We start from the raw sequence: 14,883 nt of genomic DNA on the forward strand, positions 1-14,883 counted from the left end.
AGATGCAGAGAGACCTGGCTTGTTTTATGGGAGTTTTCCATAATGCATGTGTCAGGTCTCTTTTTATTTTAAGGAGGGGACGAAAATGGAATTTTCAGGAAAACAGCGCGGGACGGTTTTACAAGGCATGAAAAATAAAACGTTCGATCTGCTTGTGATCGGCGGCGGCATTACAGGGGCCGGCATTGCGCTTGACGCAGTGACGCGCGGCATGTCGGTAGCGCTTGTCGAGATGCAGGATTTCGCGGCGGGCACGTCAAGCCGGTCAACCAAACTTGTCCATGGGGGCCTGCGGTACTTGAAGCAGTTTGAAGTAAAGATGGTGGCTGAAGTCGGAAAAGAGCGCGCCATCGTTTATGAAAACGGCCCGCATGTGACAACACCGGAATGGATGCTGCTGCCGTTCCATAAGGGCGGCACGTTCGGCGCGTTTACAACGAATATCGGCTTACGGCTGTACGACTTTTTAGCTGGCGTGAAAAAAACGGAACGCCGGAAAATGCTGTCGGCTTCGGAAACCTTAAATAAGGAACCGCTGATCAAAAAAGACGGGCTGAAAGGCGGCGGTTATTATGTCGAATACCGGACGGACGACGCGCGGCTGACCATTGAAGTCATGAAAGCAGCTGTCGCACATGGGGCGCTGGCTGTAAACTATGCAAAAGCGGAAGAGTATTTGTATGAAAACGGCCGTATCTGCGGGGCCACTGTTCGTGACCAGATCAGCGGGGAAACCGTAAACGTGCGGGCGAAAATGGTCGTCAATGCGACCGGTCCGTGGAGTGATAAAATGCGCAATAAGGACGGGAAAGGGAGCAAAAGCCTCCGCCTCACAAAGGGCGTGCATATTGTGTTTGACCAAAGCATCTTCCCGCTCCGGCAAGCCGTGTATTTTGATACGCCGGATGGCCGCATGGTGTTTGCCATTCCGCGCGGCGGCAAAACGTATGTCGGCACAACGGATACATTTTACGACAAAGACCCGATTCACCCGAAACCGCTCCCGGAAGATATTGATTACTTATTGAAAGCGATCCGCTTTATGTTTCCGGAAGTCAAAGTGACAGCCCATGATGTCGAATCAAGCTGGGCCGGCGTCCGTCCGCTGATTTACGAAGAAGGAAAAGACGCCTCCGAAATTTCGCGTAAAGATGAAATTTGGGAATCCGACAGCGGCCTCGTGACAATCGCAGGCGGCAAACTGACCGGTTACCGGAAAATGGCGGAAACGGTTGTAGATCTTGTGGCGCGTAGGCTTGGCGGCAATTTCCGGCCGTGCCAAACGAAGCACTTGCCGATTTCCGGCGGTGACGTAGGCGGCTCTGAAAAATTGCCGGCGTTTGTCAAAGCAAAATCAAAAGAAGGGGAAGCAAGCGGCCTGTCTACTGAAGCAAGCCGGGCGATTGCGGAAAAATATGGCACGAACGCGGATCACGTATATGCATACGCGAAAAGCTGGAAAGACGACTATCCGCTGCCGCGGGAAGTGTACGCCGTATTGAAATACGCAGTGGAACAAGAAATGGCGGTAAAACCGGTCGATTTCTTCATTCGGCGTACCGGTGCCCTTTTCTTTGATATCAACTGGGTCCGCAAATGGAAAGAGCCGGTCATGACATGGTTGGCCGCCGAATTTTCCTGGGATGCGGAGACAGAACAGGCGTACAGGGAAGAATTGGAAGAAGCATTGCGAGAAGCGGTACCGGAAGTATAAACTTGTCCCGGAAAAAGGCACAGACCCTGGTGGCGACTATTCATATTGGAAGTATACGTTCCCAGCATTCTTTCAAAGACAGCTGGAAAAAAGCAGCGGACACTGTTCCGCTGCTTTTTGCGTTTTGTTTAGACCATGCTTTTTTAAAAGCAAAATTTTTTTAATATAAAAATAGTGAAAACGGGAGAAACCTGTACTATAATAGAAATATAATTCGTGACACTAAAATGTAAGCGCAAACAGAGGGGATGGCAAATGAGGATCAACTTTCGGAATCTTACAGTACAAGTCGTGATTGGCATCATTCTGGGGATTATTGTAGGGCTTGTTTCACCTAAATTCGGCGCAGAACTGAATATTCTCGCGCAATGGTTTATTAAACTCATCAAAATGCTCGTCCCGCCGATTATCTTCTTTACGGTCATTATCGGGATCGGCGGCATGGGGGATTTGAAAAAAGTCGGCCGGATCGGCGGCAAGGCGCTTATCTATTTTGAAGTCGTCAGCACGGTTGCGCTCGCCATCGGTCTGGTTATCGTTAATTTGATCCAGCCTGGCCACGGCATTGATACAAGCCATGCGAAAACAAGCCAGGTTTCACAATTCGTCACGCAGGCAAAAGACAACGAACACGGTTTTATTGGTTTTATTTCCGGTATTATTCCGGAAAGCATCGCCGGGGCTTTTGTCAAGGGAGACCTTTTGCCAATATTATTCTTTGCGGTACTGTTCGGGGTCGCTGCCGCATCCCTCGGGGAGAGGGCAAAACCGGTTATCCGCTTTTTTGAAGACATAACGGAAATCTTCTTTAAAATTGTCGGCATTGTCATGAAAGTGTCGCCGATCGCTGCATTCGGGGCAATGGCCTATACAGTCGGCCAGTTTGGCGCAAGCTCGCTGATCAATCTCGGCGAATTAATGGGATCCGTCTACCTGACGATGATCATTTTTATCGTGCTTGTCCTCGGCGGGATTGCGAAAGCGTTTGGGTTTAATATTTTCAAATTCATCGCTTATATAAAGGAAGAACTTTTACTCGTGCTCGGGACTTCTTCATCGGAATCGGCGATGCCTTCCCTGATGAGAAAACTCGAAAAATTCGGCTGCTCAAAATCCGTTGTCGGCCTTGTCGTTCCAACCGGCTACTCGTTTAACCTGGACGGCACCGCCATCTACTTGTCAATGGCTTCCATTTTCATTGCGCAGGCGTACAATGTGCACCTGACGATCGGGCACCAAATCATGCTGCTGCTGATTTTAATGCTGACATCAAAAGGGGCGGCGGGCGTGACCGGTTCCGGTTTCATTACCCTTGCTGCGACTTTGTCTGCGTTCCCGGTTATCCCGGTTGCGGGGATCGCACTGTTGATCGGCGTGGACCGGTTCATGTCCGAATCGCGCGCGCTCACAAACATTATTGGAAATGCCGTCGCGACGGTCGTCATCTCCAAAACAGAGAAAGAATTTGACAAAAAGGAAGCACCGGAAACGGTTGCCCATCCTACAGAATCGATTCCTTCTTAATAAGAGGCGCTCCGATTGGGGCCCTCTTCTTTTTTTAACGGCTTTCCGAAAGAAGTCGCCCATCCTCAAGGAATGTGAAGGTGCGAATAGCACCAATGAGTAGGTGGGAGATGAATTTCGGTTGGCTTTAGCCAAAGTTATTTTTCCAATCCTTTTCTCAACAATTCTAAGATTGCGGCTGTTCTAGTTGGAATCCCATTTTCTTTTTGATATTGCTCCAATTTTTCTAATATCGTCTTAGGCATACGAATTTCTACACGTTCTTTCTCTTCTCTCATGATGATCACCTCATATTGATTATACGGATTTTTTACGATATAATCAATATATACGAAATTTTTCCGCACAAAGTGTTGATAAGTGGAGGGTAGTTCACCATTGGCTTTGGGCAGTGTGCTTATTTTTGTGTACAATAGAGTGTGTTGAAGGGATTTGTCCTGCAGGCCGCCTGCAGCTGCGTAATGAGGAAAGGAGTGAGCGCTTTGGGAAACCTGCGTAAAATGCCGCTTTTTAAAGGACTCCGGGATGCGGATCTGGCTGTGATCGCAGAAATATCCGTTAAAAAGCATGCCGAAAAGGGTGCGCATATTTTTTTCCAGGGGGACCCGCAGGAGGCCGTTTATTTTATTGAAAGCGGGGAAGTGAAAATTTACCGCACCGATGCGAACGGCAAAGAGCAAGTTGTCACACTGCTTCGCGATGGCGACATGTTCCCGCATGTTGGTTTTTTCCGTAAAATAAGCTACCCGGCGAATGCGATGGCGGTTGTAGACACGAATCTCGTTGCGATCCGGATTACTGATTTTGAAAACGTGTTGCTCAACAATCCGCAGCTGACCATGACTCTATACGGTGTGATGAGTGATGAAATCCTTGACTTGCAGGACCGCCTCGAAGCCCAGATTTTAAACAACGCTTACGAGCAAGTGGTCAAACTTTTTCTGCGCCTCGCCCGTACACATGGCGTTCAGGAAAAAGACGGGCTGGTCCTCGTGAAAACCCCGCTCAACAACTCAGACCTCGCCAACATGATCGGCGTCACCCGCGAAACGGTCAGCCGCACGATCCGCCAGCTTAAAGAAAAAAACCTCATTCTCCCGCAGGAAAAAGGCACATACTTCATTCACCAGGAAAAACTGACAGAGGAACTGCTTGGGGTATAAAGAACTCTCCCGCCGGTAAGAATTAAAGCAAAGAAAGACATGGGAGCAAAACGTCCTTCATCCGGGGTGATGAAGGACAAAAGACTGGCACCTGTGCAACGGAATGTCCTTCATCGAGGGTATGAAAGACAAAAGAGAGTCGCCCAGGCAGCGAAATGTCCTTCATCGAGGTGATGAAAGACAAAAGAGGGTTGCCAGGGCAGCGAAATGTCTTTCATCGGGGTGATGAAAGACAAAAGAAACGCCCGTAAGCAGTGAAACGTCTTTCATCGAGGGTATGAAAGACAAAAGAAGGGCACCTGTGCAACGAAATGTCCTTCATCGAAAGTATGAAAGACAAAAGAAACGCCCGTAAGCAGTGAAACGTCCTTCATCAAGATAATGAAGGACAAAAGGGGAACGAATGCGCAACGAGTTGTTCTTCCCCGAGGCTAGAAAAGAAAAATGAAATGCAAAACCGCCCCTTTTTAAAAGGCTGTCCTCTCAGGCAGCCTTTTAAAAGTCAAACGGCTTCTTCGAGCAACCGCTTGAATAGAATATTATTTTCCAGGTGAATGTGCTGGAATGTATCATTTTCAAAATTTTCAAGGCGTTGGTACACGAGCTGGAATGTACGGCATGCTCCTTCCGGCAATGTATAGTCATTTGTAATTTCGCGGAGCTGGTGCAAAATTTCTCCGACAGCGGCATGTTCCGTTTCAAGATCGGCCAAACCGGCTGTCGCGGCTTTCAGGTTAGCGGCAGATGGATGGCTTTCGTACGCACGAATGGCCGGAAATTGTTCAGCATCTTCTTTTTCAGTATGCGCCAGCAGTTCTGCTCTTAATTGGTTAAACAGTTCATGCACTTCGATGAGATGCGGGTGGTTGCCACCGTGGACGCGCATCACTTTTGTCACATACGGGCTCAAGTTTGGCAGTTCCTCGCGCAAAAACGCATGGTGGGTGGCCTGAATGTGGTTGGCAATTTCCGTATAGCCCGCTTCATTCCAAGTTTTCCCAACGGCTTTTCCGGCATATTGGCCATAAAGATTGCAAATGGCATCAACCAGTTCATCTGCTGACAGGTTGCGCTTTTCCGCTGCTTCTTTCACAGACACATTGCCGCCGCAACAAAAATCGATACGGTTTGCTTTAAACAGATCCGCCGCTTTTGGAAATAAAGTTACAATTTCCCCGACAGTCTGGTTTGTTGTAAAACGTTCCATCGAATTCACTCCTCCATTTCATTGCTGTCTTCATCATAAACCATCAGCACCCGCTTATTTGTGATGCACATCACAAAAATTGAGACAAGTTCTTATTTAGAAAAAAAGCACCCCCAAAATATCCGGGATGTTTTGGCCATAAGAAGCATGATCTGACCAAAGAAAAAAGCGCCAATTTAAATTGGCGCTTCCGCAATTATTCTGCTTTGCTTGCTTCTAATTCCACCGTAAATTTGATTTCATCGCCAACGAGGACACCGCCTGTTTCAAGGGCTGCATTCCAAGTAAGGCCGTAGTTGCTCCGTTTTACGGTCCCTTCTGCACTAAAGCCGGCGGTTTCTGCACCGCTCATCGGGTTTTTCGAAATCCCTTCAAATGTGACTTTAAATGTTTCTTCTTTTGTCACGCCACGGATCGTCAAATCACCGGTGACGTTATATTCATTGTTTCCTGCCTTTGTAACCGACTTGGAGACAAATGTAATTTTCGGATATTGTTCGACATCTAAGAAATCTGCAGAACGAAGATGATTATCGCGGTCATCATTTTTCGTGCTAATGCTGCTGGCATCAATAATAAAAGAAATGTTTGCATCCGTTAAATCCTGGGGATCGGCTTCGAGTTCGACTTCAAAATTTTGAAAAGACCCTTTTACTTTTGAAATCATCATATGTTTTACTGTAAAATCAATGGTGCTGTGTGCATAGTCAACTGCCCATTTTGTTTTTGCCATCATGAATTCCTCCTGTTTTTAAAACTTACTTTTCGTAACTTAGTTTAATATTGTAAGTGAAAAAAGTCAAGAAAACCGAACCTATTTTTTAAAGTGGGTCGGTTTTCTGAATCAGCAGCAGGCAGAAACCTGCATGTTAACGGTGTTTGCGGGAACCAATCCGGGCATGCCGTAAGTTGCGCAAAAGCTGCTAAAGCCCGCAGCAATGTGTGCCAAACTAAGCTGCTAAAGCCCGCAGCAATGTGTGCCAAACTAAGCTGCTAAAGCCTTAGGCCAGATTCGGCAGGCGGAGCAATGCCGTGCAACATGCAGATGTCATTCTGCAAACGGGAACCAGCCCGGAGTTGAGGTGATCATCTTCCACAGCGGTTCCGGAATAACGAGCCGTTCGCGGTCGTCTTTTTGTAACGCGGTTTGAATCGCATCCTTTTGTCCGGCTTTGATTTTTTCCACCCAATGCGGTTCCATGACAAGCTCACGGCCGAGGGCAATAAGTGGCACGCCGGTTTCCATTGCTTTCAAAACCTCGTCTCCTGTGTGCAGGGAACCGACGCCGATCAAAGGCACGCGGCCTGCAGTATGTTCCACGATCTGTTCCATGCGCGGACGGCCGGGTTCACCGCCGCGGCGGGCTTTAGACCAGAAATGCTGCAGGGAAATATGCACGTAGTCGAGCTCTTTTTCCATCAGCGCATCCAACAGCGCGAACGTGTCATCCATCGTAATTCCCGGTTCGTACGGTTCTTCCGGGGACAAGCGGTATCCGACTAAAAACGGCCGGTCTGCATATTCCGCCACCGCTTTTTTCACAGCATCAACGACAGCAAGCGGGAATGCAAGCCGTTTTTCTAGGCTGCCGCCCCACTCGTCTTCACGCCGGTTCGTATACGGGGAGAAAAATTGCTGAATCAGATAACCGTTTGCACCGTGAATTTCAACGCCGTCAAAACCGGCTTCGATCACGCGGCGTGTTGCTTCGCCGAATGCCTTCACAATTTCAGCGGTTTCTTCTCCTGTCAACGCGCGCGCATGGACGCTGCCGTCTGACGAATCTGTTTCACTCGCGCTCACAACATCCCCGCCGGGCACGAGTTCAGCCGGGCATTCGCGGCCGCCATGGTGGATTTGCACAACCGCTTTTGCGCCGTTTTGCTGAATCGTTTGTGCCAGTTTTTTCATGCTCTCAACCATTTCATCTGTATGCGCGCCGGGTTGCCCGGTAAACGCTTTTCCGTTTTCCGTAACATTGGCACATGCCGTCACGACCATCCCCGGCCCTTTGGCACGTTCCGCGTAATAACGCAGCTCAGCATCGGAAATCGTGCCGTCATCATTCGAGGAATAATGGGTCATCGGCGCCATCACGATGCGGTTTTCCGCCCTGACGCCGCTTTTAAACGTAATGGGTTCAAACAGTTTATCGTATTTGCTCATGGTAGTGCTCCTTTCCTGTTTGCTTTCGCTTTTTTATTATGTTCCAATTTGCAAAAAAACGAAAACGAAAAGCACCGATTCAACCATGCAGGCATATCATATAGGAAAGTATTTTTTACATCATGAATTGGGAGACGTGAATGATGAGTGATGTCCTTTTACTGCTTCAAATGGTGGCAAAAAGGTTGAGTGTCCTTTCGTTGATTACAGCGGTATTGCTGTTGTTGTCCCATTTATGGCTGTACGCTGTATTTGCGTTCATCATAATGGGCGGCCTGATTTGCGTTGACCGGATCATCAGTGAAAAAGGCCATTCACGGGCAGCGGAAAACCAGCGCTATTATACTTTGATCGTTGTGACAGATGAAGAGTGGTATGAAGAAGAGCATGTGCCGTTTCTTGAAATGGATCATGTCTCCTTGGAGCTACATTATCAATATGAAGATATCCGCCGCATCAATCCGTTGATCCAGCTGCAGGCGTTTCCCGGATTTGTTCTCGTCGAAACGGATGATACAAAAAGAATAGAGGAATCGTTGCAAAACCCGGCGCTCGTTACGGGAAACTATGCGGAAGTTATCCGTTTTCTGAAACAGGAAACCACGGCGGAAAACTGATGGCTTGCAATGGGATACGGCAGGCAGCGGAACATAAATGAACTTTTTAAGAAAAATCGGAAAGGCTTCCTCTCACGAACATTTCCTGTGTTAAAATGTAAAAAAAGTACGTTCAAGGGGAGCATTTTCAATGGTGTTTCGAAAAAGGGAAAAGTTAGCAGAAGATTTGTATTCCAATAGCGGCGTCCTGTTGCTGCGAAAAGGGACGTTTCTTACAGAAAGGCTTGCTGCCATTTTAAATAAATATGAAGTCATCCGCGATCCGGAACTGGACGGCAGGCGTATTGCCACCGAAGTTCCCGGGATCTTCCATGACTTATTATATGAGAATATTTACCATGAAATGGAAGAGCTCCAGCGCGTCATTCAAATGAAAACAACCCTTTATGATGCAGAAGTGGAGAGTATGGAAAGAAATTTTCGCAAGCTTTACAAAGAAGTGTTTGCCACCCGGACGTCTATTTTGGAACTAATGGAGCATTTCTCCGCTGACGAATATTTGTTCAAACACTGTATCCATGTCGGGCTGATCGCTGCCAATATCGGGAAAATTTTGAAGCTGCATCCTGAAAAGCAAAGCCTGCTGGCGCAAATGGGGCTTTTCCACGATATTGGCAAGTTCACCATTGACCCGCAAATTCTCAATAAACCGGGAAGGCTAACAGACGAAGAGTTTGCCTTGATCAAGAAGCATCCGGAAGCGGGTTACCGGCTGCTTGAGAAAACATCGCTTGACCCGATGATTTTAAAAGGGGTCCTGATGCACCATGAACGGCTGGACGGCTCAGGCTACCCGGATGGCAGGAAAACCATTCCTTTTCTTGTCGGAATTTTATCGGTGGCAGATACGTTTGACGCCATTTGCTCCAACCGCGCATACCGCAGGAGGCAGCCGGTGTTTTTTGCGATTGACGAATTAATGGCAGATGCTGATGCCGGCCGGCTCGATCGGGAAATTGTCCTCCCGTTTGCCAACTTCCTGATGGAAAATTACCGGAAACAACCGATTACACTCCGTAACGGGATAAAAGGGAGCATTATCCGGATCCATCCGCTTCATCCAAATCAGCCTGTCCTTAAAGTTGAAGGTTACCCGGTTTTAAACCTGATGGAACAAAAGCTGACCTTGTTTCAAATTGCTAATCCCTATTAACCGGGGATCTTTTGTATGAAATGTAAAAAAAACGACTTGAAAGACAAAGCGTGCCTTTTTGGGGCCGGAAAGGCGGACAGGAGCAGTACGGCCGCCCGGATATTTCAACAAAAATAGAAGGTTTGCAAAGTATGGCAGATATTCATTCCAAAGCAAGCCGGGCATTGACTTGTCCTGCCCGGTTTTGGTATAGTATTTCTATTCAAATAGCGACGATGAAGGATCAATAGTAGCCGGAACTTTTCCTTTTCAAGCGAGCCGGGGGCGGTGGAAGCCCGGCAAGGAACCCGGTGAAACGGCAGTCCGGAGTTTTTTCATGGAAAGTGGGTGCGGAAATTCTGCATCAACTGGGGTGGAACCGCGGGAATTCAAGCTCTCGTCCCCAGGCTGTTGCCTGGAGCCGGGAGCTTTTTATATGGAAAACATTCCCGTCCCCAGGGGAAACCATTTCAATGAAAAAAGGAGAGATGACAATGAGCGTCACGATGGATCAAATCGTCTCGCACGCGAAACACCGCGGGTTTATTTTCCCGGGTTCGGAAATTTACGGAGGACTTGCCAACACTTGGGATTACGGCCCGCTCGGCGTCGAATTCAAAAACAACGTCAAAAAAGCCTGGTGGAAAAAATTCATCCAGGAGTCGCCGTACAATGTCGGCCTCGATGCTGCGATCCTGATGAACCCGCGCACATGGGAAGCAAGCGGCCACCTCGGCAATTTTAATGACCCGATGATCGACTGCAAACATTGTAAAGCCCGGCACCGTGCCGACAAGCTGATCGAAAATGCCCTGCATGAAAAAGGGATCGACATGATTGTCGACGGCCTGCCGTTTGAAAAAATGGAAGAGCTGATCAAAACGCATGACATCGCCTGCCCGGATTGCGGCAGCAAAGACTGGACCGGCATCCGCCAGTTTAATCTGATGTTCAAAACATACCAGGGCGTAACCGAAGACAGCACGAATGAACTGTATTTGCGCCCGGAAACCGCACAAGGCATTTTTGTCAATTTTAAAAATGTACAACGGACAATGCGTAAAAAATTGCCGTTCGGGATTGCCCAAATCGGAAAAAGTTTCCGGAACGAAATCACCCCGGGGAACTTCATTTTCCGTACGCGCGAATTCGAGCAGATGGAACTTGAATTTTTCTGCAGGCCGGGCGAAGAGCTCAAATGGTTTGACTACTGGAAACAGTATGCGCGCGAATTTTTGCTGAATCTCGGCATGAGGGAAGAAAACTTGCGGCTGCGCGACCATGAAAAAGAAGAACTATCCCACTACTCGAACGCGACCACCGACTTTGAATACAACTTCCCGTTCGGCTGGGGCGAACTGTGGGGCATAGCCTCCCGTACTGATTACGACCTGAAACGCCATATGGAATATTCCGGCGAGGATTTCACTTATCTTGACCAGGAAACGAATGAACGCTTTGTTCCGTACTGCATTGAGCCGTCGCTCGGGGCGGACCGTGTAGCGCTGGCATTTCTGATTGACTCTTATGCAGAAGAGACACTTGAAGACGGCACAAGCCGCACGGTCATGCACCTGCACCCTGCCCTTGCGCCATACAAAGCCGCGGTTTTGCCGCTGTCGAAAAAATTATCGGATGAAGCACGCGACATTTTTGCGGATTTGTCGAAAACGTTTATGGTTGACTTTGACGAAACCGGGTCGATCGGCAAGCGATACCGCCGCCAGGACGAAATCGGCACGCCGTTTTGCATCACATACGACTTCGATTCGCGCGACGACCATATGGTGACCGTCCGCGACCGTGACACAATGGAGCAAACCCGTGTGCCAATCACGGAACTTAAAGCCTTTTTGGAAGAAAAAATTAAGTTTTAAAAAAAAGCCCGCAGCTTGCGGGTTTTTTTCTTTGGTGGTGCGCCAGGTCAGCCATAAGCAAATCTATCCTGATCGTAATGGATTTTGGCGTTTGGAACGCCTAATTAGACCATAATTAGACATTTTTAACGGGTTTTACGCTTGGATTTGTCCAATTAGAACGCCTAACTAGACATTTTCAACGGGTTTTCGCCTAATTTGTCTAATTGGATGCGGCGTGTTTTGTCCTTTTGACAGGTTCAAAGGGACATTTCATTCCCGGATGCGGCATGTTTTGTCCTTTTGACAGGTTCAAAAGGACATTTCGGGCCCGGATGCAGCTCGTTTTGTCTTTTTGACGGCTTCAAAAGGACATTTCGGGCCCGAATGCAACTCCTTTTGTCCTTTTGACAGGTTCAAAGGGACATTTCATTCCCGGATGCGGCATGTTTTGTCCTTTTGACAGGATCAAAAGGACATTTCGTTACCTGATGCCGCTCGTTTTGTCTTTTTGACGGCTTCAAAAGGACATTTCGGGCCCGAATGGAGCTCCTTTTGTCCTTTTGACAGGTTCAAAGGGACATTTCATTCCCGGATGCGGCGTGTTTTGTCCTTTTGACAGGTTCAAAGGGACATTTCATTCCCGGATGCGGCATGTTTTGTCCTTTTGACAGGTTCAAAAGGACATTTCGGGCCCGGATGCAGCTCGTTTTGTCTTTTTGACGGCTTCAAAAGGACATTTCGGGCCCGGATGCAACTCCTTTTGTCCTTTTGACAGGTTCAAAAGGACATTTCGTTACCTGATGCAGCTCGTTTTGTCTTTTTGACGGCTTCAAAAGGACATTTTGGGCCCGGATGCAATTCCTTTTGTCCTTTTGACAGGTTCAAAAGGACATTTCATTCCCGGATGCGGCACGTTTTGTCCTTTTGACAGGTTCAAAAGGACATTTCGGGCCCGAATGGAGCTCCTAATTAGACAATTCCACCGGGTTCGCGCCTCTTTTGGTCTTATGTTTCCAATTGATCCGCCTGCCCCAAGAGGTCATCTTTTCATCCTCAGGTTTTACCTTCCTAACTCTGTTTATCTCTTTACTCCGGATTTGCCGAAAAACCTTGCTTTTTGCGTGCTTTAGGCACATTCGGATATTCTACAAAAGAAGCATGATCGAAAATTAGGTACTGTGAATAAAGACAGTTTGCCCGGGGATATGGCGGGTAAAGATGGACATACCGAAACGCAATTGCGAAATAGTCTTTACAAACAATGGCAACGGGAGTAAGATAGGATGTCGTATGTAAAATTTGCGTTTCATAACTGAACCGCTTAATCCGGAAACGGAACGGGGGAACCAGGTTGGCGGCCGCGCGCCGCTCTGGGGTGAAGCCTTTTTTTAAAAGGCAGGGCCACTCTTATGCCCGAACCCGACAGCTAACCCCGTCAGCGTTATAATAGAGGATGTGAAACTGTGATCGGGCAATAGACCACAGGGAAGATGAATTCTCTTTGTGGTTTTTCTTATTTTAGGGGAAGCATTTTTGAAACACTGCAGATAAAAGGAGACCATTCAAATGTTCACCACGATAAAACGATTGTTAATTGGGAGACCGCTTCGTTCAAATGAACTTGAAGGGCAGAAGCTGACCAAGTTAAAAGCATTGGCCATTCTTTCATCCGACGCGCTTTCATCTGTTGCGTACGGGCCTGAACAGGTGCTGATTGTACTTGCCACAGTGGGGGCGCTGGCATTTTGGTATTCTATTCCAATTACAGTCGGCATTTTAATTTTATTGGCTGCACTTATTTTATCTTATCGCCAGGTCATTTACTCTTATCCGCAAGGCGGCGGGGCATACCGTGTCTCGAAAGAAAATCTCGGCGTCACCCCTGGCCTTCTTGCGGGCGGATCTTTGCTGGTGGACTACATTTTAACGGTGGCCGTTTCCGTCTCAGCCGGAACAGATGCCATTACTTCCGCGTTTCAGAGCTTGCATCCGTACAGTGTGCAGATTGCGGTTTTTCTCGTTCTGATCATTACGATTCTGAATTTGCGCGGGCTGACGGAATCGGCCAATGTGCTCGCTTACCCGGTTTATCTGTTCGTATTTTCATTGTTTGTCATCATTGTTGTCGGTTTATTCAAAACAGTAACGGGGCAAATCCCGCAAAACCTGCATCCGCATATCGGTACGCCGGTCGCCGGCATTTCACTGTTTCTTTTGTTAAAAGCTTTCTCATCCGGCTGTTCGGCATTGACAGGGGTCGAAGCCATTTCCAACGCGATCCCGAACTTCCGCGACCCGGCACCGAGAAACGCAGCCCGCACGCTTGCCATGATGGGTATCATTCTGGCATCGCTTTTAGCGGGCATCAGTTTTCTCGCATACTGGCTCGGCATTGCGCCGAAAGAAACAGAAACCGTTGTATCGCAAATGGCCCACCGGACACTTGGCAACGGTGTTTTGTACTATTTCGTCCAGGCAACTACGACTTTAATTCTCGTGCTTGCTGCGAACACCGGGTTCTCAGCGTTCCCGCAGCTCGCTTTTAACCTGGCAAGGGACAAATTTATGCCGCGCATGTTCACGATCCGCGGTGACCGGCTTGGTTACTCAAACGGCATTATTTTTCTCGGCGTTGCTTCCATAATTTTAATTGTGGCATTCCAGGGCAATACCGAGCGCCTCATTCCATTGTATGCAGTCGGCGTGTTTATTCCGTTTACGCTTGCGCAATGCGGCATGATTGTGAAATGGGTTACTCAAAGGCCGAGGGGCTGGGCCGGCAAAATGTCAGTCAACTTTGTCGGTGCCATTATTACATTTAGTGTCCTTGCGATTTTATTCATTACGAAATTTACGCAAGTATGGCCGGTTTTGATCTTCCTGCCGATTGTCATGTATATTTTCCGGAAAGTGAACCGGCATTACGAGGCGGTCGGCGAGCAGCTGCGGATTAAAGGCATGTTTCAGGAAGAAATCCACTCCAATGTGATCATTGTCCCGGTGGCCGGCATTACAACGGTCGTGGAGCGGACGATTAATTATGCAAAATCGCTCTCGGATCAGGTCATTGCCGTTTATGTCGCTTTTGATCATGAAGACGAGAAGAAAATGGAAGAAAAGTGGAAAGAGTGGGGTTGTGGTGTCCGCCTTGTCACCCTGCACTCGTCTTACCGGAGCATTGTCCAGCCACTTGCAAAATTTTTGGAAATTATCCAGCGGAAAGCAAAAGAAAACGAGTACCAGGTCATGGTGCTCATTCCGCAATTCATCCCGAAAAAACGCTGGCAAAACATTTTGCACAACCAGTCTGCACTCCTCATCCGGATGCGCCTTCTATGGGAAAAAGACGTTGTCGTTGCAACAATGCCCTACCATTTTAAAAAGTAAAAAAGCTGCCGGATCTGGCAGCTTTTTTCGTACAGCATCGAAAATATTTAGGGCAAGGGCGTGCCAGGAATGTTTAAATGGGAAGTCTAATACAGACAAAAAGGAAGAGCTGT

At 48.0% G+C, this 14,883-nt stretch carries 11 protein-coding genes and 1 riboswitch; of the genes, 7 read left to right on the forward strand and 4 right to left on the reverse strand.

From position 1 onward, the window contains the following. Window positions 1-85 precede the first annotated feature (85 nt). A complete protein-coding gene (locus NSQ19_RS01575; protein WP_061566193.1) occupies window positions 86-1,714 on the forward strand; it encodes a glycerol-3-phosphate dehydrogenase/oxidase in 1,629 nt (542 codons plus the stop codon). A 255-nt stretch (window positions 1,715-1,969) separates the two neighbouring features. Next, the gene (gene dctA, locus NSQ19_RS01580) at window positions 1,970-3,238 is read left to right on the forward strand and encodes a C4-dicarboxylate transporter DctA (RefSeq protein WP_041818673.1); all 1,269 of its coding nucleotides are present in this window, start codon (window positions 1,970-1,972) and stop codon (window positions 3,236-3,238) included. A 137-nt stretch (window positions 3,239-3,375) separates the two neighbouring features. Here the strand turns inward: dctA and NSQ19_RS01585 are convergent, their stop codons facing one another. Next, the gene (locus NSQ19_RS01585) at window positions 3,376-3,516 is read right to left on the reverse strand and encodes a ribbon-helix-helix protein, CopG family (RefSeq protein WP_003352379.1); all 141 of its coding nucleotides are present in this window, start codon (window positions 3,514-3,516) and stop codon (window positions 3,376-3,378) included. Window positions 3,517-3,720: 204 nt separating this feature from the next. Here NSQ19_RS01585 and NSQ19_RS01590 point away from each other — a divergent pair, with 204 nt between their 5' ends. Then, a complete protein-coding gene (locus NSQ19_RS01590; RefSeq protein WP_445798027.1) occupies window positions 3,721-4,401 on the forward strand; it encodes a Crp/Fnr family transcriptional regulator in 681 nt (226 codons plus the stop codon). Between the two features lie 502 nt (window positions 4,402-4,903). Here NSQ19_RS01590 and ric read toward each other — a convergent pair. The 3 genes from ric to NSQ19_RS01605 form a co-directional block, all read right to left on the reverse strand. Continuing rightward, window positions 4,904-5,608, reverse strand: a complete 705-nt coding sequence (gene ric / locus NSQ19_RS01595) for an iron-sulfur cluster repair di-iron protein (protein WP_327077098.1) — start codon at window positions 5,606-5,608, stop codon at window positions 4,904-4,906. A gap of 196 nt (window positions 5,609-5,804) precedes the next feature. Then, window positions 5,805-6,341 carry a YceI family protein gene (locus NSQ19_RS01600; RefSeq protein WP_133536621.1) on the reverse strand — a complete coding sequence of 179 codons (537 nt, stop codon included), beginning with the start codon at window positions 6,339-6,341 and terminating at the stop codon, window positions 5,805-5,807. A gap of 315 nt (window positions 6,342-6,656) precedes the next feature. Continuing rightward, window positions 6,657-7,775 (reverse strand): NADH-dependent flavin oxidoreductase, encoded by a 1,119-nt coding sequence (locus NSQ19_RS01605; protein WP_340702235.1) that lies wholly within the window; start codon window positions 7,773-7,775, stop codon window positions 6,657-6,659. Window positions 7,776-7,918: 143 nt separating this feature from the next. Between NSQ19_RS01605 and NSQ19_RS01610 the strand changes: the two genes are divergently transcribed. The 4 genes from NSQ19_RS01610 to NSQ19_RS01625 all read left to right on the forward strand — a co-directional run bounded on the left by NSQ19_RS01610 (window position 7,919) and on the right by NSQ19_RS01625 (window position 14,770). Continuing rightward, a complete protein-coding gene (locus NSQ19_RS01610) occupies window positions 7,919-8,392 on the forward strand; it encodes a hypothetical protein (RefSeq protein WP_118498435.1) in 474 nt (157 codons plus the stop codon). A 130-nt stretch (window positions 8,393-8,522) separates the two neighbouring features. Beyond that, window positions 8,523-9,545 (forward strand): HD-GYP domain-containing protein, encoded by a 1,023-nt coding sequence (locus NSQ19_RS01615; protein ID WP_340702236.1) that lies wholly within the window; start codon window positions 8,523-8,525, stop codon window positions 9,543-9,545. A 473-nt stretch (window positions 9,546-10,018) separates the two neighbouring features. After that, entirely contained in the window at window positions 10,019-11,401 is a 1,383-nt protein-coding gene (locus tag NSQ19_RS01620; RefSeq protein ID WP_340703157.1) for a glycine--tRNA ligase, read from the forward strand. 1,290 nt (window positions 11,402-12,691) lie between these two features. Next, window positions 12,692-12,840: riboswitch (cyclic di-AMP (ydaO/yuaA leader) on the forward strand. A 109-nt stretch (window positions 12,841-12,949) separates the two neighbouring features. Next, window positions 12,950-14,770 (forward strand): APC family permease, encoded by a 1,821-nt coding sequence (locus tag NSQ19_RS01625; protein ID WP_340702237.1) that lies wholly within the window; start codon window positions 12,950-12,952, stop codon window positions 14,768-14,770. The last annotated feature ends 113 nt before the right edge of the window (window positions 14,771-14,883 follow it).

Origin of the sequence: Weizmannia sp. FSL W8-1119, from assembly GCF_038008605.1 — a bacterium.
Taxonomy (GTDB): Bacteria; Bacillota; Bacilli; order Bacillales; family Bacillaceae_C; genus Weizmannia; species Weizmannia coagulans.

Bases quoted from the DNA above. Each gene is read 5' to 3' on its own strand.
- NSQ19_RS01575 (WP_061566193.1), top strand. From the start codon at position 86: ATGGAATTTTCAGGAAAACAGCGCGGGACGGTTTTACAAGGCATGAAA.
- dctA (WP_041818673.1), top strand. From the start codon at position 1,970: ATGAGGATCAACTTTCGGAATCTTACAGTACAAGTCGTGATTGGCATC.
- NSQ19_RS01585 (WP_003352379.1), bottom strand. From the start codon at position 3,516: ATGAGAGAAGAGAAAGAACGTGTAGAAATTCGTATGCCTAAGACGATA.
- ric (WP_327077098.1), bottom strand. From the start codon at position 5,608: ATGGAACGTTTTACAACAAACCAGACTGTCGGGGAAATTGTAACTTTA.
- NSQ19_RS01600 (WP_133536621.1), bottom strand. From the start codon at position 6,341: ATGGCAAAAACAAAATGGGCAGTTGACTATGCACACAGCACCATTGAT.
- NSQ19_RS01605 (WP_340702235.1), bottom strand. From the start codon at position 7,775: ATGAGCAAATACGATAAACTGTTTGAACCCATTACGTTTAAAAGCGGC.
- NSQ19_RS01610 (WP_118498435.1), top strand. From the start codon at position 7,919: ATGAGTGATGTCCTTTTACTGCTTCAAATGGTGGCAAAAAGGTTGAGT.
- NSQ19_RS01615 (WP_340702236.1), top strand. From the start codon at position 8,523: ATGGTGTTTCGAAAAAGGGAAAAGTTAGCAGAAGATTTGTATTCCAAT.
- NSQ19_RS01620 (WP_340703157.1), top strand. From the start codon at position 10,019: ATGAGCGTCACGATGGATCAAATCGTCTCGCACGCGAAACACCGCGGG.
- NSQ19_RS01625 (WP_340702237.1), top strand. From the start codon at position 12,950: ATGTTCACCACGATAAAACGATTGTTAATTGGGAGACCGCTTCGTTCA.